This is a genomic window from Haloarchaeobius marinus, from assembly GCF_051207415.1.
Taxonomy (GTDB): Archaea; Halobacteriota; Halobacteria; order Halobacteriales; family Natrialbaceae; genus Haloarchaeobius.
The window spans coordinates 934969-957431 of the sequence record NZ_JBPKGD010000002.1 but is presented as its reverse complement, the minus strand read 5'-3'; the positions used below and the strand labels follow the sequence as shown (position 1 = coordinate 957431).

Sequence of the window (22463 nt, the reverse complement as noted above, 5' to 3'; positions counted from 1 at the left end):
CGTCCCTGCTCGACGGGCGGTCCGGGCACGACCGACCCGTCAAGTGCCGGATTGTCAGAGGCACCCCGGCGGTGTACCGTAACCGCCGTGGACGTTTACCCTCATGGCCTGAAAGTATTACCAGCCATCGGGCAATGATATAAAAGCATTTTGCACGTTTATAAAAGCAGGACGCGGTCGGGCCGACCGAGAGCCGAACACTCAACAGGACCCCCGCCGTCGCACCAGTGTATGTTCCCCAGCATCGAGTACCTCGAGTGGATCTCGGGACGGCCGGAGTCGGCGACCCACGACCTCGGGTCGAGCGACCTCCGGGCGAGCGTCCAGCCGGGCTACACGCCGGTCCCGGGTCGGCTCGCCGATCTCGACGACCCACCGTCAGACGTGAGCCTGGACGAGCAGGTGGCCGACGAGTACGGGGTCTCGCCGTCGAACGTCCTCCTCACCGCGGGCGCGTCGACCGCGAACGTCCTCTCGATGGCGACGGTCCTCGACGAGTACCGGTCGCCGGCAGACGCCGACACCCGGCCGCAGGTCCTCGTCGAGAAACCCGGCTACGAACCACTCCGTGCGACCCCCGCCGGGTTCGGTGCTCGCGTCGACCGGTTCCTCAGGACGCCCGAGACCGAGTATCGCCTCGACCCGTCACGCGTCGAGAGCGCGCTCCGGGAGTCGGCCCGCCTCGTCGCTGTCACGAACCGCCACAACCCGACCGGCGCGCTCACCGGGCGGTCGGCCCTCGAGGCGACAGCCGAAGCCGTCTCCGATGCCGGTGCGCGCCTCCTCGTCGACGAGGTGTACGCCCCGTTCGGGACCGTCCCGTCCGAGGACGGCGCGTTCGGCGGCCCGACCGCGGCCGGACTGGACGACGTCGTGGTGACGGGGTCGCTGACGAAGTTCTTCGGATTCGGCGGCCTCCGCGTCGGGTGGCTCGTCGCCGAGGAGTCGTTCGTCGACCGCGCCCGGAGCATCGCCTTCCACCTCCCCGTGCTGGCAGAGACGAGCGTCGCGCTCGCGCGCCGTGCCCTCTACAACGACGAGGCGCTCCTCGCCACGCAGCGCGACCACGTGGCCAGGAACCACGACCTCCTGGCGACGTTCGTCGAGGACCGCGCCGACCTCGACGGCGTGGTCCATCCGGGGAGCACCTTCGCGTTGGTCGAACCGACCGTCGGCGACGGTGACGCCGTCGCCGAGGCGGCGTGGGAGGACGGCGTCCTCGTCGTCCCCGGTCGGTTCTTCGACGCGCCGGACGCGGTCCGACTCAGCCTCGGTCACACGGCCGACGATGCGGCGGCGGCCCTCGACGCCTTCGGGACCGTCCTCGACGACCTGGCGTAGATGTCTGACTAACAATTAAGGCACGCTGTTACGACAGGCAGCGTATGAACGGTACCCCACAGGAGATCACGGCCCTCGTCGGACGAGAGGTGTACTCGAACAACGGCGTCTTCGTCGGCGAAGTCGAGGACGTCCGTCTCGACATCGAGCAGGAACTCGTCACCGGCCTGGCGCTGGCCGACCTCAACCCGGAACTGTTCAGCGGCCGTCTCGGCGACTCGAAGGGCGTCCTCGTCCCGTACCGGTGGGTCCGGGCCGTCGGCGACGTGGTCCTCGTCAACGACATCGTCGAGCGCCTCAAGACGCCCGACGAGGAGGAAGAGGCCGTCGTCTAACTGCCGTTCGCGGACTCGCCGCTCTCGACGCCCATCGCGAGGAACAGTTTTCGCGTGACCGCCTCCTCCGTGAGTTGCAACAGCGTGTCCCGGTTCTCGTCGGTCGTCTCGATGCCGGTGAAGATACCGAGGGATATCTCCGCGCTGGCCTGCGTGGAGTGGCCGGCCGCCTCGCCGATGTCGCCGTAGGCGTCGGCGAGCACCTTGCCGATGTTCATGCGGATGTCCTTCGAGCGCGCTGCCAGGTAGATGGTGTCGTCGGCGATGCCGAACACCGCCGTCGTCGTGATGCCCTCGAGGTTGAGGAGGTGCTGTGCCGCCTGTGCGAGCGCCTCCCGGTCGCGGATGAAGCCCGCGTTCGAGACGAGGTGGCTGCCCTGCACGTCGCGGTTCTGGATCGCCTCTGCGAGTACGTCCAGCGTCTCGGGACTCATCGAGGGTGACTCGACCTGTTCGAGCAGGTCGTGGTTCGCGAAGGGGTAGAGGTACGCCGCCGCGGTGAGGTCTGCAGGGGTCGTGTCCCGCTTGAAGTCGAGGGTCTCCTCGCGGATGCCGTACAGGAGCGCCGTCGCAACGGCCTCGTCGACCTTCATGTCGAACTCCTGGATGTACTTCGTCATGATGGTCGACGTCGAGGACATGTTCGGCCGCACGTCGACGAACGTGGCGTCGAAGTCCGCCTCGGGTTCGTGGTGGTCGATGACGACGTCGACGTCGAGGGCTAACTGCTCGCCCCCCTTCGCCTGGTCGACCAGGGCGAGCGTGTCGTACTGGTCCCGGTCCTCGACGTCGGCCCAGTTCAGCAACTCGATACCGAGCAGGTTGACGAACGCCCGGTTCTCCTGGTGGCCGATGTCGCCGAGGTAGCAGATGTCCGACTCCACGCCGAGGTGTTCGGCGATGGCCTGGAGCGCCGCCGCGCTGGCGATGGAGTCCGGGTCGGGACTCTCGTTCGTGAAGATGGCGACGCGGCCCTTCGCGTCGCGCAGCACGTCCGCCAACTGGTTGGCCTTGTACTCCAGTTCGCCCGATTCGAGCGACCGCATCGCCGCGTCGGCGATGACCGACGACGGGTTGATGACCACGTCGGCACCGAGTTCCGTGAGTTCGTCGCCGGAGACCGGGTCGGACGCCCGGACGACGACGAACTGGTCGCCGTCGCGGTCCCTGATGTTCGCGACGGCCTCCTTGTTCGCCTCCACGTCCGATGCCATGATGAGCACGACGTCGCAGTCGGCGACGGCGTCGGCCACGTCGGGATCGCTGATGTCTGCGGTCTGGGCGACGAGGTCCTGGTCACGGAGGGCCTCGACGCGTCCCTCGTCGCGGTCGACGATGAGCACGTCCTTGCCCTGCTCGACCAGCTCCTCGGCGACGGCGTGGCCGACGCTCCCGCAGCCGAGGATAGCGTACTTCGACATCGAGGAGATACTGACCCCGGTCGTCATGTACGAAACACCTTTCCCCGGGCACACTTAACCCTCCCGACCCTGTCCTCACCCGGCCGTCGTGTGCAAGCCGACGATACCAGCGACGACGAGGCCGACGAACCCCGCACGGGCGAGCGTCGCGGGTTCGTCGAACAGCACGACGCCCAGAACCGCCGTCCCCACCGCACCGATGCCGGTCCAGACCGCGTACGCAGTCCCGACCGGGAGCGTCTCGATGGCCTGTGCCAGGAGCAGCATGCTGACGACGAGTGCGGCGACGGTCAGTGCCGACGGGACCGGTCGAGAGAATCCCTCGGAGTACTCCAGCCCGACCGCCCACGCCACTTCGAACAACCCGGCGACGACGAGGATTCTCCAGGACATGACAGACGCTGGGCGCCGGAGAACGTTACTGATTGCGGTTCCGGCCCCCGATTCGGCGCCATGAATGAAAACCCTTTTAGATACCAGCATACAACGTGCAGTTGCATCCGGGCCGGTAGCTCAGTTAGGCAGAGCGTCTGACTCTTAATCAGACGGTCAGGGGTTCAATTCCCTTCCGGCCCGCTTTCTCGGCGCGACCAGTTCGGGAGCGCCGAGCCCGCCCGTCGGGAGGAATGAATCAGGGAGTGAAGCACATCGTCTCGGAGAGATGGTCTGCAGGTTCGCCAGATAGGCGCCGTACACGGCCGCCCTGATAACGCGTCGATATCGGTCGTAGGGCAATCCGTTACGAAACTGCTCCGAACCGGCAGGTACCTAGTCAGGAAGTGAGACTATGGCCTCCGAGACGCCGCACTCTAACGGGGAGCAGCAACTATCGGACGAGCGAAACGTACAGTTGTACGAGGCTCCCGAGATGGTGGACCGGTACGACAAACACGGCGGGGACGGACACCTCCTCGAACGGGAGCGATACCTCGTCGAGGAACACTTCGGGGACGCCGGCGGCAGGGTACTGGACATCGGGTGCGGGACCGGACGGACGACCCGACCGCTCTCGGACATGGGGTTCGACGTCGTGGGCGTGGACGTGAGCGAGGAGATGGTGAAGCGAGCGCGAACGCGACACCCGGGAATCAGGTTCGAGGTGGACGATGCGACCGACCTGCGCCACGACGACGGGTCGTTCGACCACGTGCTGTTCTCGTACTACGGTCTCGACAGCATCGTCCCGGAGGAAAGTCGGACCCGCGCCGTGGCGGAGATATTCCGGGTTCTGCGGCCCGGCGGGACGTTCGCGTTCAATTCGCACAACCTGTGGTACGTGCTGCCGGCGCTGGTCTCGGACTTCAGGTACGTCCGGGAGTACTACCTCCGCAACGGGAACCTCCGGAGACTGTTCTCGCGGTACAAGCGCGACCCGGACGAACTGGGCCTGGACCTCTACCAGGGGTCGCCACGACGCACCCGGCGACAACTTCGAGCGGCGGGGTTCGAGGTGGTCGAGACGGTGGGAAAGCGCGACGGTCCGCTCGCGGCGTTCGAGATACGCCACGACTACGTCGCCCGGAAGCCCTGACGGCCGGCCCGCCGGGGTCAGTCGAGGCGGGAGAGCACGGCGTCGAGTATCGCCACCGCCGCCGTCGTGTGTAGCGGTTCGTTCCCGTTGCCACACTGCGAGTCCATGAGACAGGCCGGACAGCCCCGGACGCCAGCACAGTCACAGCCGTCGACGTGGTCCCGGGTCCGGGCCGCCAACGAGTCGAAGTGGTCGAAGATACCCCTCGCAAAGCCGATGCCACCGTCGACGGCGTCGTGGATGAACCACGTCGGGACGCCGGTCTCGGCGTGGCGGAGCGTGCTGAGGCCACCGAGGTCGCCGGTGTCGACCCGTAGTTCGAGCGGCGAGAGTTTGATGAGGGCGTGTTCTGCACCGTGGAGGCCACCGGCGAACGTGTACTCGCGCTGGCCGGCCGCGAGGTCGGGGTCGGGGTCGAGCAGGTGCTCCTCGGGGAGGTCGTCGACGACCCGGGGGAGCAGTTCCGGCGGCGTCTCGACCCAGCAGAGTTGCGTCCGCAGCTCGATGGGCGGGAGGCCGGTCGGTCGTGGGAGGCCCTGGCGCTCGCCGGTTCGAGAGTCGATGCGCCGGTAGCGGTCGTAGTGGACCTCGACGGTGCCCATGCCGAAGCAGAGGCGGTACCCGTCTCCGAGGTCGCGGACCTCGCGTGCCTCGACGTCGGTGACGCGTTTGTCCGAATCGGTGACGGTGAACTCGTCGGTGTGGACCTCCCGGAGGGTGACGGTCGGGTGCGGTGCGTCCTCGTCGAAGTCGACCACCTCGTACTCCGTGCCGTCGTGGAGGTTCAGCGCGCCCTCGTGGAAGTCCCGGTATGCACGGGACCGGTCGATCGGTTCCATGTCTATCTCGCCGTTCTCGCAGACGACGCGGAACTCCTCGCCACCGGTCCCGTACATCGACACGTCGGCCTGCGGTCGCGGCGGGCCGTCGTACTGCACGCCGCGGTCGAGGTCGCCGACGAGGTTCCCGGCGGCGGTCCACATCTCGACGCCCCGTTCGAGGCGGTCCCCGTCGTCGACCCCGGTCCCGTCGGCGGCGCCGAACCACCGGGCGTCGTCCCAAGTGAGGGGGAGTTCGTCGGCCGCACAGAGGAGGTGCGTCGCGTAGATGACGTTGTTCGAGCGGTCGACGACGGCGTCCTCGATGGCGTCGCCGAGCACCCAGTCGGGGTCGTCGAGGACGTACTGGTCGATGGCGTCGGCCCGGGCGACCATGACCGAGAGGGCGTCGGCCGCCCCGCGACCTGACCGCCCGACCTGCTGCCAGAACGACTGCCGGGTGCCGGGGTAGCCGGCGAGGAGCGTCGCGTCGACCGACCCGACGTCGATGCCGAGTTCGAGCGCGGACGTGGAGACGACGCAGTCGAGGTCCCCGTGTTTCAGCCCCGACTCGGTGCCACGGCGGGTCTGTTTGCCGTGGCCCGCGTGGTACGGGTCGACGTCGACGTGTCCCGACAGGGGGTGGTCGCCGGCCGCCCGTGCCACCTGCCTGGCGGCGACCTCGGTCTTCTGGCGCGACCTGGCGAAGACGAGCGTCTGGACGTCGTGCAGTGCGAGATGGGCCGCGAGGTCGCTGGCCTCGAGGTAGGCGCTGCGTTTCGCGCCGTAGAACGCCTCCAGTTCGAACGCCTCGGCGAGGTCCCGGTCGTCGAGGGGTGGGTCCCAGAAGAGCAGTTCGCGCCGACCCCTCGGACTGCCGTCGTCGTCGACGACCGAGAACGACTCGCCGGTGAGGCGCCGGGAGTGTTCGGCCGGGTTGCCGACCGTCGCCGTCGTACACACCAGTTGCGGGTCGCTCCCGTAGTGGGCGAGCACGCGTCGCAGTCGGCGAATCGTCCACGCGACGTGGGTCCCGTGGACGCCGGTGTACGTGTGGGACTCGTCGACGACGAGGAGTTCGCAGTTCGAGAATATCTCGTTCCACAGCGGGTGGTGTGCGAGGTAGACGTTGATGCCAGCGAAGTTCGTGATGACGACGTCGAGTTCCGTCCGGTAGGCGCGTCGGCGTCCCTGGGGCGTGTCACCGTCGTAGACCCCCACCGAGACGTCGAGTCCGAGGTCGGCGAACAGGTCGTTGAGCGACTGCTCCTGGTCGCGGGCCAGCGCCCGCGTCGGGTAGCAGAGCATCGCCCTGGCGTCGGGGTCGCGCTGCTTCAGGAGCGCGAAGTAGAGCGCGTAGACGTAGGTCTTCCCCGAGGCGGTCGACGTCGCGACGGTGACGTTATCGCCGTCGCGGAGGCGCTCGATGGCCTCGGCCTGGTGCGTGTAGAGGTCGTGACCGAGCGCGTCCCCGAGGTCCGACCCGAGGACGCTCGCCGCGTCGACGTACGCACCCGGTTTCGCGGGTTGGGTGACCGAGTGAGTCAACTGTCCGTCGTAGCCCGGGACCGTCGATTCGAGGTGGTCCCGCGACAGAGGGTCGTCGCTCGCTCGTGCCGGGTCGGTGTGGCTGTGGCTGTCGTCGGTCATCGTCAGAAGTCAGAGAGTCGTCCCTGCGTGGTGTCGGCGGCCGCGTTCGTCCCGTCGGTGCCCCTGGCGGTCCGTCGTGCCTCGTCGAGCGCGTCGTAGACGCAGGCGAGGGCGCGAACGTCGTCCTCGCAGTAGCGTTCGTGGCGTTCCCAGTCGAGTTCGGCCTCCGGCGTGCGGTCGCGTGCCCAGCGCCGGTAGCGCCTGGCGACGACGGCACCCGTCAGCCCGGTGTCGGCGCTCTCGTGGCCGAGGGCCACCGCCACGTCGTCCAGCTGGTTCGTCCGTCCCGGGAGGACGGCGTTGCCGTCTCTGGCCCACGAGAGGGGGTCGAACCGGGGGGCGGCCTCCCAGGTGTCGAGGTACTCCGGACAGTGGCGGCCGACGTGCTCCCGGAGGACCGGGAAGTCGAACCCGTGACCGTTGTAGGCGGCGATGGGGCGGCCCGCGGCGTTCGTCGCGTACCACCGGACGAACGCCTCGACGGCCCGCCCCGGTTCGTCGGGGTCGGTCGCGAGGAAGGAGCAGTAGGTCTCCTCGCCGGTGCGGTCGAGGACGCCGACCAGCCAGACGGCCGTCGGCGACAGACCGTCCGTCTCCACGTCGACGAAGACGGGGTCGCGGTCCGGGAAGCCCTCGTCGCCCCGGCGGACCACCTCGCCGGAGACGAGGGCGCTGGCGTTCTCGCGCAGCGTCTCTGCCCGGTTCCGGCTCACGCCGTCGAGTCGCGAGAGGTCGAGTACCGTCGCGTCGGCGACGGCCGCCGGGTCGCGGTACCCCGTCTCCCCGAGCCGACGGGCCGTCTCGACGCCGACCCCGCGTATCGCCCGGAGGCCGAGGCTCCCCGGTCGGACGTCCGACGCACAGACCGTCCCGTCGGGGGCGAGCGTCAGCAACGGAATCGACGCCGCCGAGGGGTCGTCGTCGACGCCACAGCCGACGACGACGTGGTCGTCCCATCGCCGTCGGTAGCCGGCCGGGGCCTCGGTGGTGACGTGGGTGTAGGACCCGTCGAGGTCCGTCGGCGAGAGCGCGTCGAGGTACGCCTCTCGGCCGGTCAGCGTCGCCGAGAGTTCCACGGGGTCGACGTCGACGGCGAGTCGGTCGGTGAACACGTACGTCTCTGTCGACGGGTCGAGGCGCCCCTCGCGCTCCAGGTCGGCGACGGCCGCGAGTTCGCCGTCCGTCGTCGCGACGACGACGTCGACGTCGCCGAGGCGGTGGACGTCGGGGTCGCCGGTCCCGCTGGCCTCCACGGACAGCAGGGCTTCGACGTCGCCGAGGCGGTCGCCCCTGGCCCGCAGGGAGAGGGCAGCCATCCCGTCGGACGCACAGACCGCGTCGGCGTCGGCGTAGGACGTGCAGTCGAGCAGTTGCGTCGACGTGAGGTCGTCGAGCAGGTCGCCCGAGAGCACGACGACCGTCGGTCGGGTCGGAGCCATTCGAGTCTGGTGAGACCTCGGATGCCCGGCGTAAAGTCTCCTCGGGTAGTGACTGGAGCCGTATCGTTCGCGGAAGAGATAGTGGTGACGCGGCGTCGGGTGGGCAGGTCACGACGCCGCGCCGTGGGGGCAACGACTGACGCGCGAGGTGGTAGGTGGCGGTGGGGTCGGTGGTACTCGCGCGTGCAATGCGGGGAGCATTGCGTTCAACTGTCGCGTCGCATCCGTTATCAGCTTTCTGCTGGTAGCCACCAGTGGCAGTTACTGTCGGTTACGGTGGCGGTGTCGGTCAGACGGGGGTCGACGTCGACGACGACTCCTGCGCGGTCGCCTGGTACGCCCGGGTGGAACCGGCGAATCCTCAGCTCCCGTCCGGTTTGTAGTTCGGCGCTTCGTCGGTGATGAGCACGTCGTGTGCGTGGCTCTCGGTCTGACCCGCAGCGGACACGCGGACGAACTCGGAGCGCTCCTTGAACTCGGAGATGGTCGCCGCGCCGACGTAGCCCATGCCGGACTGCATCCCGCCGACGAGCTGGTGGAGTTCGGACCGGAGACTGCCCTTGTACGGCGTCGCGGCCTCGACGCCCTCGGGGACGTACTCCTCGTCCTCGTCCTCCTCCTTGAGGTAGCGCTGGGCGTCACCCGACTGCATCGCACCGACGCTGCCCATGCCGCGGTACTGCTTGTACTTCTTGCCCTGCATCGTGACGACGCGGCCCGGTGCCTCGTCGGTCCCGGCGAAGTAGGAGCCCAGCATCACCGCGTCCGCGCCGGCCGCGATGGCCTTGATCGCGTCGCCGGAGTACCGGATGCCGCCGTCGGCGATGACCGGGACGTCGTGCTCGGCGGCCACGTCTGCCACCTGCGAGACGGCCGTGATCTGGGGCATGCCCGCGCCGGAGACGACGCGCGTGGTACAGATGGACCCTGGACCGATGCCGACCTTCAGCCCGTCGGCGAAGTCGACGAGCGCCTCGGCCGCCTCACTGGTGCCGATGTTCCCGACGACGACGTCGGCGTCGACCGCCTCCGCTATCTCGCGGGCGCTGTCGACCACGTTCCGGTTGTGGGCGTGCGCACAGTCGATGAACAGCACGTCCGCGCCTGCCTCGTCTGCCCTGATTGCGCGGTCGAGTTCGAACGGACCGACGGCCGCGCCGGCGATGAGGCGGCCATCCTCGTCCCGGGCCGCGTTGTCGTACTCCCGTCGCTGGAGGATGCCCTGCATCGTCACCAGGCCGATGAGCTGGTCGCCCTCGTCGACGATGGGGACGCGCTCTATCTTGTGCTCGTACATGAGTTCGAGCGCCTCGCGTGCGGTCACGTCCTTCCGGGCCGTGATGACCTCCTCGGTCATCGCCTCGCGGACGCTGTCCTGCTCGCCGACCTCGAGGTACGGGCGGATGTCCGTCCCGGAGATGATGCCCAGGACGGTCCCGTCCTCGTCGACGACGGGAGCACCGTTGACGCCCTCGGCGTCCATCATCTCGTCCACCTCCAGGACCGTCTGGTCCGGCGTGGCCGTCACCACGTCGCGGATGATGAGTTCGTCTGCGCGCTTGACGCGTTCGACGTGGGCCGCCACCTCGTCGACGTCGAGGTTCCGGTGGATGACGCCGAGACCGCCGTGGCGCGCCATCGCGATGGCCATCTCGTCCTCTGTGACGGTGTCCATCGCAGCCGAGAGCACCGGCACCGGGAGTTCGACGTGCTTCGAGACGCGCGAGGCGAGGTCCGCCTCGTCGGGTTCGACGTGGCTCTCCTTCGGTCGAAGCAACACGTCGTCGAACGTCAACGCCTCGGGTACCTGTAGTTTGTCCGAGAATCGTCCGCCGCCTGAATCGTCGTTCGCCATATAAGCGGTCCGCGCGAATGCCACAAAAGCGTTGCGAGACGGCCTCCGGCGTGTCGATACGTTGCACACGTCCCCCGACCGAAACCGTCGTGGCCTGGAGTTACCACCCACCGTCGAACGAGGAGTCTGTCCGGAATATCTTAACTATTTCCGATGTTTCTCCAACTATCGTTCGGCGATTGTGTCCCAATCTCACGGAATCTTTATCTGGGTTCTCGTTCTGGTGCGAGTATGACCGCCGTCACGACGGACGGAGCACGTACCGGCATCGAGCGACGCGACCGAACCGAGCGCTCGTTCTTCGTGCCCTTCGTGACTGCGACACCCGCCCTTCTCGCGAGGAACGTACCGGCCCTGGCAGTCGCGGGCTCACCTGTCCGGTCGGCCGACGCACCCCGTCGCAGCGACGGACCCCTCGGTGGCGTCCCCAGGGAGTCCCGCGAATGAGTTCGACCACCCACCCCGTGACGGGCCGTCTCGAACCGCTCGTCGGCGGCGACGCCAGACTCCTCGCCACCGTGATGGGACTCCCCCTCGTCGACGGCATCTTCCCGGCCCTCGTACTCGCCGGGGCGCTCGACGGTCCACTCGCCATCGTGCAGGTCGGCCTCCTCGTCTTCGGCGGGAGCGCCACCGTCGCCGTGGTCCTCGCCGAGATGAACGGTAACCGGGCCGAGGTGCTCCCGACCGTCGCCGTCGTCGGCATCGGACTGGTTGCACTCGCCGCCCTCGAAGCCGCGCTCGCGCCGACCATCGAGAGCGTCCTCGACATCGCCGCGTTCGAGCACGCCGCCGCGCTGGTCGTCCTCGCCGTGGCTGCCAGGACCGCCTCGGCCCGCGTCGGCGACTACCTCCCCCGACCCGCCGTCGTCGTCGGCCTCGGTCTCCTCGTCAGCCTCGACCTCTCGGACCCGCGGCTCGCGTTCGTGCCGGACCCGGGACTCGTCCTCGCGGCGACGGCCGCGGCAGCGGTCGGCGCCACGTTCGCCCTCGCCGTCGCCGCCGCCGGACCGCACCTTCGCCGGCGCATGGACGTCGACCGCTTCCGGTTCGGCAGCGCCGTCGCTCTCGGCCTGCTCGCGCTCTCAATCCTCGGACTGGACGTCGGGTCTGCACCCCTCGCCGTCGTCGCCGTCGCCGCACTGTTCGCACTGGAACCGGGTCACGACTGCGACCACGACGCCACGGCCCTCGACGCCGTCGAGTGCGCAGACTGACCGGCCCCGACCGGAGGGCTTACGGACGCACGCGAACCCTTTGCACCCATGCCAGAGAACCGCGTCGTCCAGGGCCGCATGGTCACGCCGAAGAAACTCGCCGAAATCGTCGAGGGGGCGACCGTCATGGAAGCCGAGTCCATCGAAGACGCCGACCGCGAGTGCCCCGAGTGCGGCGGCGACGTTCTCGAAGTCGTCTACATGCCGAGCGTCACCGAACTCGTCACCGGCTACAAGTGCCAGGACTGCGACTGGGGCGAGACCGACCGCGACTGATTCGCCAGAATCGAAACCCCTTTAGTGGAAACCGCCAAACGAGGGACCGAGGGGACGTGGCCAAGCCAGGCATGGCGACTGACTCCAGAGGCCACGCGCCCGGGACGAAACTCCAGACTGATATACCGAGCGACCGACTGATCATCGGTTCGCGACGACGACCCTCTGGAGTTCCGAGGCGCACACCGGAGATATCAGTCGATCAGGGGTTCAAATCCCTTCGTCCCCATAACTTACCTTACTGCTTCAAAATCGACAGCAGAGAGCCTCTTCCTTAAGTTCCCGCGCTCAATGCAGTGAACTATTTCAGTCGCTCAGGGGATGGTGTCTTGCGTTGTCTCGCGGCTCTATGGAATGATGCACGGTGGAACCACCGAAAATTCCCCAGTCAATGTTTTGAACTATGACTACCAAATCTGTTGAAATGATAAAGATATTGCCAGTTTCGCCGGCCATGCTGAATAGGTGGCGCGAATCAGTCGTAGGCCGGATCGAAGTCGCTCTGAAATCAGTCGTCGGTTCCAAACACGAAATTACAGTCTTATGGCTCTGTTGAAACCCTCAACGACTGACAGAGCTGGCGTGCAAGATATATAGGATGATGTAGTCAGCGCGGTGGCTCTGTTTCTTCCAGATGGTCCCTGCCGACTCAGCTACTCAGCTTGTGTATCTATTTAAGCTCCACAAAATACTTGAACAAGTGCAATAATTCTCTCCATATGAAGCGCCGGGCCCTCCTCTCCGCTGTTTTTCTTACGAGTGTACCCTTTGCCGGGTGTCTAAATAACCGAAAGTCGGTCAGATTGACTGCAAGGAATTTTACTGATGAAGCGGTTGAGTTTGAGTTGCGGATGTTCTCGTCGGAGGACGAGTTGATATACGAAAACTCCGGTTCGTTTCAAGCACATCAAAGCTACGAACTGCCCATATTGGACCGTTCCATCAATCACATGGAAACATCCGTTTCGGGTTCGACTTTTTCCTACACATCCTCCCGTGAGTTCAAACCGGCCTTCTTCGATGACCCTTGCGAGGATCGACATCTGGATTTCAAGTTGAATACCAACCACATCGATCTCGATTATCTCTGTTCAAGCAACCAGCTCTAAGAAATATACTCCGTTACTGATCGGTTCGAGTCGGTGAACTCGTGTGTCTAACCAGTGACCGACTCGCGCGCTCTATTCAGCACAGGCCAAGAAACAGTTCACTGGCTGAGGGTTTCAACAGGGCCGCGGCGACAGATGTGAGGATGCGGTACTTGCGTGCTAGACTAACTCCTGTTTTCGAATCCTTGCATACTGCTTTCTAACCGCCCTTCGGAAGTTCTCTGTTCGGTACTCTGTAATATTGGACTTTAGCTCATTGCTAATTATTCCATACAACCATGGAGAGGCTACTCGAATAATTCCAAGTATAATAACTGCTGGAAGAGTAGACGTAGAGCACAATCCTGAATTGTGGAAATAGTACGCGATCACAACATCCGCCTTACGCTTGTCTCGCTGTATCCTTCCAACTGATACAACCAAGTCTTGATTGTATAGCCGAATTAGTTCACCGTTTGTCTCAATCGTGTGTTTCAGAATTACGTAAAGCGGTAATAGAGGAGCGAATACTCCGAGTAGTGCTCCTCCAAATAAACCCATTATCAAAGACACCAATCCAGAAACTAAGTTACTGAGACTAAGTCCGAATAGTGCTGTGCCCGCTGTTGCTCCAGTTAGACCAACTATTGCCGTCCATAGGCCAATCACTGATTTTGCTTCATTCGTGACCTGAATCGCAGAATTAAGAGGAGTATTTGGCTCATATTGGATTGCTTCATCGCGAGCCTCGATAGCCATCGTTACGATTTCATTATTATCCAGTTGCAATTTTTCTTCTTCTGGGAGATCCTGATAGGCGCTGTAATACCAAGAAATGAAATCCTCTCGTATTGGTTCGTAGGCGATTCGGTCATAGGTCGCCCAATGGATGAACCGAGCTAAAAAGTCCATACAGGGATAGTTCAATAGATGACATTTCTATTTATTAAATTACTCCCTTGCCAATCGGTTCATAGGCAACTGCTCAGAGAGAGTCCAGTATACTAGATTAATACTGTGGACAGACTGTGAAAGAAGGGACATTTTTGGTCGGCATTGGTTCCAGGATTTGAATAGACAGATCCTCCAGTCATTTCAAAGATAGAAATTTAATGGGTTATCCTTCTATATTGAATGGATGGTGAAGAATTCCGAAGACTCGGTAACTGTAGTTTATCTCAAGGAGAATGGACCTTCCTGCCGCGATGATGTTCCTGGTGACCCTACTAGCGAGGGAGTCAGAAGGATAGTCCGGTCAATCGATGTCAGTGTAGGATCTAATCGAGGGGGTACCCAATCGATGGGTGGAAACACCAACGCTGTTCTATATCTCGATGAGCATGAGCCTCAAGAGGTAGTGCGGACTTGGATTGAAGAAAATCGGTCGAATGCTGATTACATGAAGCCGATGTCCCTTCGTCGGAAGTTACTAAACGGGACTCCAAACGGTTGGGCAGAGATAGTGAAGCACGTTCTAGACACGGAAGGATACTCAGTAGACCATTCTGAACGTGGTAAGAACCAGTACGAGTACCAAACATGCCCCTTCTGTGGTGAAGAAGTTCCACAGTTACCGGCTCATTTGCCCTGTTCTAACTAGGTTGCTGGTTCAGGGGTAGTACTACTGAAGCCTCAGTGTGACCTTGCCTTAGAGACAGGTTGGTGTTCTGCGTCTAACTCGCCCACAAGATAGTCTTGTCCTTCCGCTGTTATTTCATAGAGTCTTGACTCTTCGGTGGGTGGTGCAATCAAACCAGCATATGAGAGCAACCGACACCGCTCTCGAATCTGCGCTTGACTCGCGTTGAACCAAATCCCAGATGACAACGAGTATAGATTCGAGAGAGCGGCGACGGGTAGCTATTCGGCGAGTTCGATCCGCCGGTCGTCCCGGATACTCACCCTGTATCCTTCGTACTCGAAGGTGACTTTCGTCCCACGCTTCGAACTGCCGAGGAGGTCGTTGAGTGCGTCCGAATCGATCGCTTCGAAGATGGGATCGAGCGCGACCGAATCGACGTCTTTCGCGTCGGCGACTCTCTCGACGACACGCGAGGCTGGATCCACGGACTCCCCTTCACTCCCTGCGTCCATCGTATGGGTGACAGTTCCCATACTACACCGTCTGCGAATGACACGTAAAGCACTGCCCACCGTTCATTCTGTTCAAATCGCTAGACAGTCCGCGGTCGCCGAAGATGTGCCCGAATCCGGAGCAAAAGGCGTCTAACGCCCGTCTGACGCAAAAAACAGGGTTCGTGAAATATGCATTATATCCATAGATGTAGAAATTAACGAGGTCTTCACTACAGTGTCTGACAGTACACCTGGGCCCGCTAGACGGCGGCCGTGTTCGCCTTCCACTGACACGGTAGTTCGTACCCGACCCGGCCGATACGGACGACGACCACGAATCGCGGGCCATCGACGTGCCCGTTCGACCACGAGAGGGGCTGGTTCGCACCGAGAGAGCAGGTTCCGTCGCGAACCACGATATCCCACCGACGGGCGGGAAGTTGCGCCCCTCAGGGGGGTCGTCAATCGAACGCGTCCCGGATAACCAGCCCCCGGAAACCCGGGTCTCTGGCCGCCCTGTAGAGTATCGGTTCGTCGTATCGCCGATACGGTGAACGTTCTGCACGCTGCATCTCCGTTCTCACCGCACTCAACCAGAGCCGTTCGAACTCGTCGTCGACGATCCGGTCGGGGAGTCCATCGAAGCCCACGAACCACGGTCGGTTCGATTCCTCCTCGTCGTATATCGCATCGAACCGACCCGTCCGGTCAGCTTCGTTCAGATATTCGTCGACGGCCCCGCGATTCGCCGGGAGAATGAACTCCGTCCGGGACCGCTCCTCTCGGAAGGGGGTCAACACGTACCGGTTGTTCACCGTCACGGGGAGCGTTCCCTCCTTCGGTAACGACATGACCAGTCGGGGGTCGTGTCTCGTGAGGTTCGTCCCGGAGAGCAGAGAATCTACCAGGTTCAGATAGGAGTCGACCCACTCCGAACTGGGCGCGTTACCGAGGTTCTCGACGAGCCTCGATTTATTATCTCCATACATACGACAGGGGATACCCCGACGGACTATTAAATAGAGGGACGATTCGGTGCGGGTGACGGCGAACACTCGCGGCTGGCGAGCCAGTCGGGCGCGCTGTCGGCGGAGCGAACGCCCGCGACGTAGCCACCGGTTCCGGTCGCACCGACGCCGACGGCCGCGAGCACCTGGCGTCGGGAGATGGAGGACAGGTCAGGCATACGACGGCTTCCGAGGGGGCCGACAAATACCTACTGGACAGACGACGGTCGGTCTCGTGGGCACGGGCCGGATCAGCTCGAGACCGAGGACTCCCTCGAACTGTACTGCTGGGGGCTGTACGACCGGTAGGGCGATTTCGGGGGCCTCGGAGATGGGGCTGTCCAGGCCACCGAGACGATGGGAGTGCTCTGCCCAGGTCACGAGGTAGTAAGGGCTTCCTGAGAGCAACGGAATCCGTTCGAGGACTCTCGATGTGCCTCCCCTGTGAATCTGCATCGTCGCCGTCGGTAACTATCGCATCTGTCATCGTTGCAGAGAAACTGTAATGGGCGTCGCAATCGCGCCCGGCGGCAGAAAACTCCGGATAACAATGGCTGCCCTGGCCAAGACAGTAGATGCGGTAGGGCGGCCCAGCAGCCTGGCATCGTCCCGAGACAGTTCGAACCTGCGACTGACCACGTCCACGTCCGGACGTCTCGTCAGTTCGAATCCCTCCGTCCCTACCGTTCTCGACGGGTAGCCGAACTCGACACTGGACCGGTTCGCTACCGTCTGGTACACGTCCGACGTGCTGCACGTCCGGAGAAGGGGTTCGCACGACGGAGGCGAGAAACCGGACCTCGTCCCCCGGCCAGATTCCTGTCGGGAGACGCTCCCTCGGGCCACCCAACGTAAAAGTGTCTGTACGACGTCCAGTGTGTACGAAACGTCGGGGACGGCGCGTCGCCGGGACGACTGTCACCGCGGCGTGACCCACCCCGACTGGTAACCAGTCGTCGGCATCTGGTCGCCAGTCGTCCTCGACTGGCCGATAGTCAATCAACATCGGACGGTAGGCGGCCGCAATCCCGTCAAAACCACTATTCGGGTAAGACGTTGTTACCGTGATGTAGTGTCGTTCAAGGAAACCCATCTCGACGACGAATCGCGGTGGCGGGTCACCGTCCAGCTCGTCAGCGAGTGGGCTGACGAATTCTTCGGCGTGTTTCGCGGAGTCTGCTTCTGGATGGCCATCGCCATCCCGTTCCTCTGGGCCTCGCTGCTCGTCCAGGGGATCAGCACGGGAGCCGAGTTCGTCGCGTTCTCGGTCATGATCACGGTGAACGTCCTGGCGCTGGTCGTCGGCCACGGCCACGACCCGGGGGCCAGGCGATAGACCGCCCGGATGGAGACGGCCCGCGGAACGGTCGACGCGGGCCCATCGACGCGGTCGAACGCAGAACGTGCCGTTACTGCCAACAGTTATCACACGACGGGTCCGAACGGGATGCATGGACGAAGCGACCTACGAAGAACTCATGCAGTCCGTCACGCCCCGCGAGTCCGTCGGTGGGGTCAGGAACTACCAGAACACGGTGGCGATGGCGTGTCCGGCCTGCGACCGGCCCTTCGACGACCTCGTCGTCTGTACGGAGGAGTACAACAGCCTCGAACTGAGCAAACTGCTCGACCTCTGCGTGACGACTCACGACGACGACGTACTCCTCTTTACCCACAAACCCTGACGGTGCAGTGGGTCGGGGGACCCGCGTACCGGGGCGTTTATCGCACGCCGGGACGGCAGTCGGAGTATGACGCTCGCGGCACGCACACGGGAGGCGGCGGCCGAGCATCCCTTCCTAGTCGACGCGCTCCGCGCCGGCGTGGTGAACTACGCAGCGGCGGCGCGGTTCCTCGGCGTCGACGGCGAGGAGGAGGCGGTTGCGACGGCGCTTCGCCGGTACGAAGAGGCGGTTCCAGACTACGCGCCAGAGGCACGGTCCGTCCGGGTGACGATGCAGAGCGGTCTCGACCGCTGTGACCCCGACGATGGCGTCGACGACGCGCTGCTCCGCGTCGGCGAGTCGACGTACGCGCCGGCCGACGGCGGACGGCGGACGGCCATCGTCGCGGCGGGGACGGTCGACGGCGCGTTCGCGTCGGCGGTCCTCGACCGACTCGCGCAGGCCGGCGTCGACGTCGAGGCGCTGGCGTTCGACGGCGACGCGCTGGTCGCCGTCGTGGAGCGTCGCGCCGGCGCGAACGCGGTCAGGGCCGTCGAACGGGCGTCCGAGTCGGTTCCGGACCGACCCGACGGACTGGACGCGTAGCCCGGTCGTCGACAGAGTCGTGACGACGAGCACGTTCGTGCCCCTGCCGAACGCCCTCGTACGACCGGTCGCTTCCGAGCATTTATTCTAGGTGCCGACGGAAAGGGACGCTAATGACCCTGCACGTGACGAACACGTTGACGGGCGAGACGGAGCCGTTCGAGCCGATGGACCCCGACGACGTCCTCCTCTACTACTGTGGGCTGACGGTCTCGGACCCGGCCCACCTCGGGCACGCACGTGGCTGGGTCCACGTCGACGTGATGCACCGGTGGCTGGAGCACCTCGGCTACGGGGTTCGACACGTCGAGAACTTCACCGACGTGAACGAGAAGATAGTCGCCCGGGCGGGCGACCCGTCCCTCGGCGAGGACGAACCGTCGGTCGCGGAGCACTACGTCCGCGAGGTCCTGTCGAACATGCGCGGACTGAACCTGCTCCGGGCGGAGGTGTACCCCCGGGTGTCCGAGCACGTCCCGGAGATACTGGACCTCGTCGAGACGCTCGTCGAGAAGGGCTACGCCTACGAGACGAACGGGTCTGTCTACTTCGACGTGACCGAGTTCGAGGACTACGGCAAACTCTCGAACCAGCGCGTCGAGGACATCGAGGAGCAGGGCGACCCCGACGAACTGGCGGAGAAGCGCCACCCCGCCGACTTCGCCCTCTGGAAGGCCGACGGCGTCTCAGCCGAGTCGGTCCTGGAACACCGCAAGGAGGGCCACCCGCTCGGCGACGACGAGTGCCCGACGGGGCAGACGTGGGACTCGCCGTGGGGCGAGGGGCGTCCGGGCTGGCACATCGAGTGCTCGGCGATGGCGATGACCCACCTCGACTCCTCCATCGACGTCCACGTCGGCGGGCAGGACCTGGTCTTCCCCCACCACGAGAACGAGATCGCCCAGTCCGAGGCCGCGACGGGCGAGCGGTTCGCGAAGTACTGGCTCCACGTTCGCCTGCTGGAGACGAAGGCCGAGAAGATGTCCTCCAGTCTTGGCAACTTCACGACGGTCGGCGAGGCGCTCGAATCCGAGGGGCCGAACGTCGTCCGGATGTTCCTGCTCTCGACGGCGTACCACAACCGTGCGGTCTACAGCGACGAGACCATGGCCGAGGCCCGGGAGCGCTGGGAACGCCTCGAACGGGGCTACCGGACGGCCGTCGAGGCCTGTGACTCCGTGGACGCCCGGACGAAGGTCGACGACCGCGAACTCCGGGCCGCGGTCGAACGGACCCGTCGGGAGTTCACCGAGGGGATGAACGACGACTTCAACACGCGCGAGGCGACGACGGCGCTGCTGGAACTCGTCGGCGCGGTGAACCGACACGTCGACGGCCGCGACGAGTACGACTACCGCGGCCTCCGGCAGGCCGTCGAGACGCTCGACGAGTTCGGCGGCGACGTCCTCGGCTTCCAGTTCGGGGCCGTGACCGACGGACGCGCCGACCTCGCCGGCGAGGTGGTCGAACTCGTGCTGGCGGTCCGGGCGGCCGAGCGCGAGGCGGGCAACTACGAACGGGCCGACGAACTCAGGGACGAACTCGAGGCGCTGGGGGTCACCGTCGAGGACACCGACGAGGGCGCGACGTACCGCATCTGAACGCGACCCACCGGTCGCGTCCAGCGACGACCTCCCGATTTGAGCAGGTTTTTATGCTCGGCAATCTCGATTCGTGACCAGCATGGGACTACAGAGACGAACCTTCCTGTCGGTCGCCGGTGCCTCCGTCGCGGCGACGGCTGGCTGTCTCGGCATCCTCTCCGGTACGACGACGTTCGAGGCCGAGAAGGCGTTCACCGACGAGTCCGTCGCGTCGAGCGAGAGCTACCAGCAGCAAGAACCGACGAAGCAGTCCGCCGAACGGACGTTCTCCGCAGCGGGGCAGGAGAAGACGGTCCAGGTCGTCAACTGGGTGACCGAGTACTACAAGACGGTCGACATCCCGGTGCTCGAGGACCAGCGTGCGGCCGTCTTCGCGACGGTCTCGACGCCCCAGGTGAACGTCCTCGGCAAGTCGTTCAACCCGGTCGGCGACGCCACCGAGGTCGACATCGCCCGGCGGTTCCAGTCCCAGTACTCCGGTTTCGCCGTCGGTGACCGCGTCTCCCGGCAGGACGTCAGCACGCTCGGGACGACCGCCAGCACCTCCAGGTTCGAGGGGACGGCGACGCTGAACGGGCGACAGGTCGACGTCTACGTCTTCGTCACCGAGTCCATCGAGCACGCGGACGACCACGTCGTCGCGCTCGGGGTCTACCCGCAGGAGATAGACGAGGAGGCCGCGATGCTCTCGATGATAGAGAACCTCGTCCACCCCGCGTAGAGCGAGCCGAAGTAATCAGGGTCGACGCTCTTCCTGGCAGTCGAGTGCGGCAGGTTCAGACCTGCGCGGCCCGTGCGCGAGCGTCGGCGCTGCCAGCGAGCGGCGGCGCGCGGAGCGACTCGTCGCCGTCGTCGACCGTCACCTCGTGGACCGAGACGTGGAGGTACGTAATCGGCGGCGGGTAGAGCCCGTTCTCGAGCTGGAGCGTCGGTTCGTAGCTGCTCAGGTCCGTGTCGTAGACCAGTTCCACGCTCTGGCCGATCAGCGTCGGCCCGGCGACGATCGCACCCTCGAAGGACCCGCCACCCGTCGAGATACAGGTATCCCAGCCTACACACTGGGTGTTGTTCGAAAGTGCGGCCTGGTTCCAGTCAGTGTCGTCGAGGACCGGGTCGTCACGAGGTGCGTATATCGTCCCGTAGAAGTTGGTGTCGCTACCGCCGGTGATGGCGACCTGCATCTCCGAGGTCCCGTATATCTGGAGGTACTGGGACTCGCCCTGGACGCCGGCTGTACTCCCTCTCATGCCGAAGTTGCCGTTGGAGTACACACGGAACGCCTTGTCACCGGCCCCGTTCGTCACGTCGATGTGACCTCCGTCGAGCGACATGCTACCGTTCACGATGAGGGTGACGTTCCCCCCGCTGAGGTCGACGGTCACGTCGTCATTATTGCCCATGGTGAACCCGTCGTCGTCGTAGTAGGTGTTCCCGCCATCGAGGGTGTCGCCACCGTTCTCGGGGTCGACGTCGATGACCGACGAATCGTTACGCGCCGTCTCTATCTTCGACTCGATGACATCGTCGAGTTCCGGCAGGTCGCTATCGACGTTCTCCGTGACGTTGCCGTCGACGCGACTCTCGTCGCTCACGTTCCCCTCGGCGAAGACCGAGCCGTTGACCTCGGCATTTCCACCCTCGAAATCGAGGCCGCCGCCGGTCACGTAGACGCCGTCCGAGAACGAGTCGTCGACCATCGGTCGGCCGAGCTTCATGATGACCGTCTCGTTCGCGTGGTCGACGGTGACGGACGCATCGTTCGTGTTCGAACGGAGGTACTCGGCCCAGCCGCCGTAGTACTCGCTCGTGATCTCGACGGTCACGAGTTCTCCCTGGATGTACCCCATGTTGTTTATCGGGGCGCGCGTGCCGTTCTTCCTGATGGTGACCGCACCGGACGACAGCGAGTCGTCGCCGGTGACGACCGGTATCGGGACGTTCAGCGTCCCGTCGCGGTAGCGCAGACTCGGCGACGCGACCATCTGTGCGTTCGCGCCGGTGCCACGCCAGACGCCCCCGGCCTGGTAGGCGAAGGTCGAGTCGTCGCGCACGTACTCCACGGAGCCGAACGACTGGTCCGCGATGGTCTGGTTCTCCGTGTAGACCTTGATGTGACCGGTGTTGTCGTGGTGTACGGCTCCTTCCCTGGTTCGGATGTCGAAGTTGACGCTCTCGCTGGAGCCTTGCCCGTATGCGACGGAGTTGATGTCTTGCCCGAGTTGCACGAAGACGTCCTCGATTCGCTCGTCCTCGGTGCCGCCTTTCCACTCGCTGATGGTGTTGGCCCCGACGACGGCGATGGCCACCATCCCGACGGCGACGATACCGACGAGTAGCACGACCGCTAGCACTGACGACTGTCCGCGCTCCGTTCTGGTGGTTGTTCGTTCGCTCCGTTCCTTCCAGTTGACCGCGTCAGACGAACGTCCCCCTTCCCAAGGGACTCGTCTCATGGCTCGACCCACGAAGCCGACCTATAAATAATAGGTGTGTTCGAAACTTTATATTTCTACATAATACGCCACGATATTTTGA

The 22463-nt window shown here is 64.4% G+C and carries 21 protein-coding genes and 2 tRNA genes; 13 read left to right on the top strand and 10 right to left on the bottom strand.

Going from position 1 to position 22463, the window contains the following annotated elements:
* The first annotated feature begins 231 nt into the window (after window positions 1–231).
* Window positions 232–1341, top strand: coding sequence for a pyridoxal phosphate-dependent aminotransferase (locus ACSC1W_RS10930; RefSeq protein WP_435347455.1), 1110 nt, complete (start codon window positions 232–234; stop codon window positions 1339–1341).
* A 44-nt stretch (window positions 1342–1385) separates the two neighbouring features.
* Window positions 1386–1676 (top strand): PRC-barrel domain-containing protein, encoded by a 291-nt coding sequence (locus ACSC1W_RS10925; RefSeq protein WP_435347453.1) that lies wholly within the window; start codon window positions 1386–1388, stop codon window positions 1674–1676.
* Here the strand turns inward: ACSC1W_RS10925 and ACSC1W_RS10920 are convergent.
* The gene (locus ACSC1W_RS10920; protein WP_435347451.1) at window positions 1673–3124 is read right to left on the bottom strand and encodes a DHH family phosphoesterase; all 1452 of its coding nucleotides are present in this window, start codon (window positions 3122–3124) and stop codon (window positions 1673–1675) included. The two genes, ACSC1W_RS10925 and ACSC1W_RS10920, sit on opposite strands and share 4 nt — an antisense overlap.
* A 48-nt stretch (window positions 3125–3172) precedes the next feature.
* Entirely contained in the window at window positions 3173–3490 is a 318-nt protein-coding gene (sugE, locus tag ACSC1W_RS10915) for a quaternary ammonium compound efflux SMR transporter SugE (RefSeq protein WP_435347449.1), read from the bottom strand.
* Between the two features lie 109 nt (window positions 3491–3599).
* Between sugE and ACSC1W_RS10910 the strand changes: the two genes are divergently transcribed.
* Together ACSC1W_RS10910 and ACSC1W_RS10905 are read left to right on the top strand one after the other, a co-directional pair.
* Window positions 3600–3673 (top strand) — tRNA-Lys (locus tag ACSC1W_RS10910).
* A gap of 211 nt (window positions 3674–3884) precedes the next feature.
* Window positions 3885–4628, top strand: coding sequence for a class I SAM-dependent methyltransferase (locus ACSC1W_RS10905; protein WP_435347447.1), 744 nt, complete (start codon window positions 3885–3887; stop codon window positions 4626–4628).
* A 17-nt stretch (window positions 4629–4645) separates the two neighbouring features.
* On the opposite strand, the gene ACSC1W_RS10900 is transcribed toward ACSC1W_RS10905, so the two are convergent.
* The 3 genes from ACSC1W_RS10900 to guaB all read right to left on the bottom strand — a co-directional run bounded on the left by ACSC1W_RS10900 (window position 4646) and on the right by guaB (window position 10390).
* Window positions 4646–7096: a DEAD/DEAH box helicase gene (locus ACSC1W_RS10900; RefSeq protein ID WP_435347445.1), complete on the bottom strand. Its 2451-nt coding sequence runs from the start codon at window positions 7094–7096 to the stop codon at window positions 4646–4648.
* Window positions 7097–7098: 2 nt separating this feature from the next.
* Entirely contained in the window at window positions 7099–8535 is a 1437-nt protein-coding gene (locus ACSC1W_RS10895) for a ribonuclease H-like domain-containing protein (RefSeq protein ID WP_435347443.1), read from the bottom strand.
* A 361-nt stretch (window positions 8536–8896) separates the two neighbouring features.
* The gene (gene guaB, locus ACSC1W_RS10890; protein WP_435347441.1) at window positions 8897–10390 is read right to left on the bottom strand and encodes an IMP dehydrogenase; all 1494 of its coding nucleotides are present in this window, start codon (window positions 10388–10390) and stop codon (window positions 8897–8899) included.
* A gap of 231 nt (window positions 10391–10621) precedes the next feature.
* Between guaB and ACSC1W_RS10885 the strand changes: the two genes are divergently transcribed.
* The 4 genes from ACSC1W_RS10885 (at window position 10622) to ACSC1W_RS10870 (ending at window position 12112) form a co-directional block, all read left to right on the top strand.
* Window positions 10622–10837: a hypothetical protein gene (locus ACSC1W_RS10885; RefSeq protein ID WP_435347440.1), complete on the top strand. Its 216-nt coding sequence runs from the start codon at window positions 10622–10624 to the stop codon at window positions 10835–10837.
* Window positions 10834–11607 carry a DUF5794 domain-containing protein gene (locus tag ACSC1W_RS10880; RefSeq protein WP_435347439.1) on the top strand — a complete coding sequence of 258 codons (774 nt, stop codon included), beginning with the start codon at window positions 10834–10836 and terminating at the stop codon, window positions 11605–11607. Before ACSC1W_RS10885 ends, ACSC1W_RS10880 begins: the two co-directional genes overlap by 4 nt.
* A 48-nt stretch (window positions 11608–11655) precedes the next feature.
* Entirely contained in the window at window positions 11656–11883 is a 228-nt protein-coding gene (locus ACSC1W_RS10875) for a DUF5795 family protein (RefSeq protein WP_435347438.1), read from the top strand.
* 50 nt (window positions 11884–11933) lie between these two features.
* Window positions 11934–12112 (top strand) — tRNA-Trp (locus tag ACSC1W_RS10870).
* 1039 nt (window positions 12113–13151) lie between these two features.
* Here the strand turns inward: ACSC1W_RS10870 and ACSC1W_RS10865 are convergent.
* The 4 genes from ACSC1W_RS10865 to ACSC1W_RS10850 all read right to left on the bottom strand — a co-directional run bounded on the left by ACSC1W_RS10865 (window position 13152) and on the right by ACSC1W_RS10850 (window position 16233).
* Window positions 13152–13883 (bottom strand): hypothetical protein, encoded by a 732-nt coding sequence (locus tag ACSC1W_RS10865; protein ID WP_435347436.1) that lies wholly within the window; start codon window positions 13881–13883, stop codon window positions 13152–13154.
* Window positions 13884–14831: 948 nt separating this feature from the next.
* Entirely contained in the window at window positions 14832–15086 is a 255-nt protein-coding gene (locus ACSC1W_RS10860) for a HalOD1 output domain-containing protein (protein ID WP_435347435.1), read from the bottom strand.
* 422 nt (window positions 15087–15508) lie between these two features.
* Window positions 15509–16036 (bottom strand): hypothetical protein, encoded by a 528-nt coding sequence (locus ACSC1W_RS10855; RefSeq protein ID WP_435347433.1) that lies wholly within the window; start codon window positions 16034–16036, stop codon window positions 15509–15511.
* 26 nt (window positions 16037–16062) lie between these two features.
* Window positions 16063–16233 carry a hypothetical protein gene (locus ACSC1W_RS10850; protein ID WP_435347431.1) on the bottom strand — a complete coding sequence of 57 codons (171 nt, stop codon included), beginning with the start codon at window positions 16231–16233 and terminating at the stop codon, window positions 16063–16065.
* 893 nt (window positions 16234–17126) lie between these two features.
* Here ACSC1W_RS10850 and ACSC1W_RS10845 point away from each other — a divergent pair.
* The 5 genes from ACSC1W_RS10845 (at window position 17127) to ACSC1W_RS10825 (ending at window position 20649) form a co-directional block, all read left to right on the top strand.
* Window positions 17127–17390 carry a DUF8028 family protein gene (locus ACSC1W_RS10845; protein ID WP_435347429.1) on the top strand — a complete coding sequence of 88 codons (264 nt, stop codon included), beginning with the start codon at window positions 17127–17129 and terminating at the stop codon, window positions 17388–17390.
* A gap of 115 nt (window positions 17391–17505) precedes the next feature.
* Window positions 17506–17739, top strand: a complete 234-nt coding sequence (locus tag ACSC1W_RS10840; protein ID WP_435347427.1) for a DUF7385 family protein — start codon at window positions 17506–17508, stop codon at window positions 17737–17739.
* 66 nt (window positions 17740–17805) lie between these two features.
* A complete protein-coding gene (locus ACSC1W_RS10835; protein WP_435347425.1) occupies window positions 17806–18324 on the top strand; it encodes a DUF7523 family protein in 519 nt (172 codons plus the stop codon).
* Window positions 18325–18437: 113 nt separating this feature from the next.
* Entirely contained in the window at window positions 18438–19925 is a 1488-nt protein-coding gene (cysS, locus tag ACSC1W_RS10830; protein WP_435347424.1) for a cysteine--tRNA ligase, read from the top strand.
* A gap of 82 nt (window positions 19926–20007) precedes the next feature.
* Window positions 20008–20649 (top strand): DUF6517 family protein, encoded by a 642-nt coding sequence (locus tag ACSC1W_RS10825; protein ID WP_435347423.1) that lies wholly within the window; start codon window positions 20008–20010, stop codon window positions 20647–20649.
* Between the two features lie 55 nt (window positions 20650–20704).
* Here ACSC1W_RS10825 and ACSC1W_RS10820 read toward each other — a convergent pair whose 3' ends face one another.
* A complete protein-coding gene (locus tag ACSC1W_RS10820; RefSeq protein WP_435347421.1) occupies window positions 20705–22381 on the bottom strand; it encodes a DUF7289 family protein in 1677 nt (558 codons plus the stop codon).
* Window positions 22382–22463: the final 82 nt, after the last annotated feature.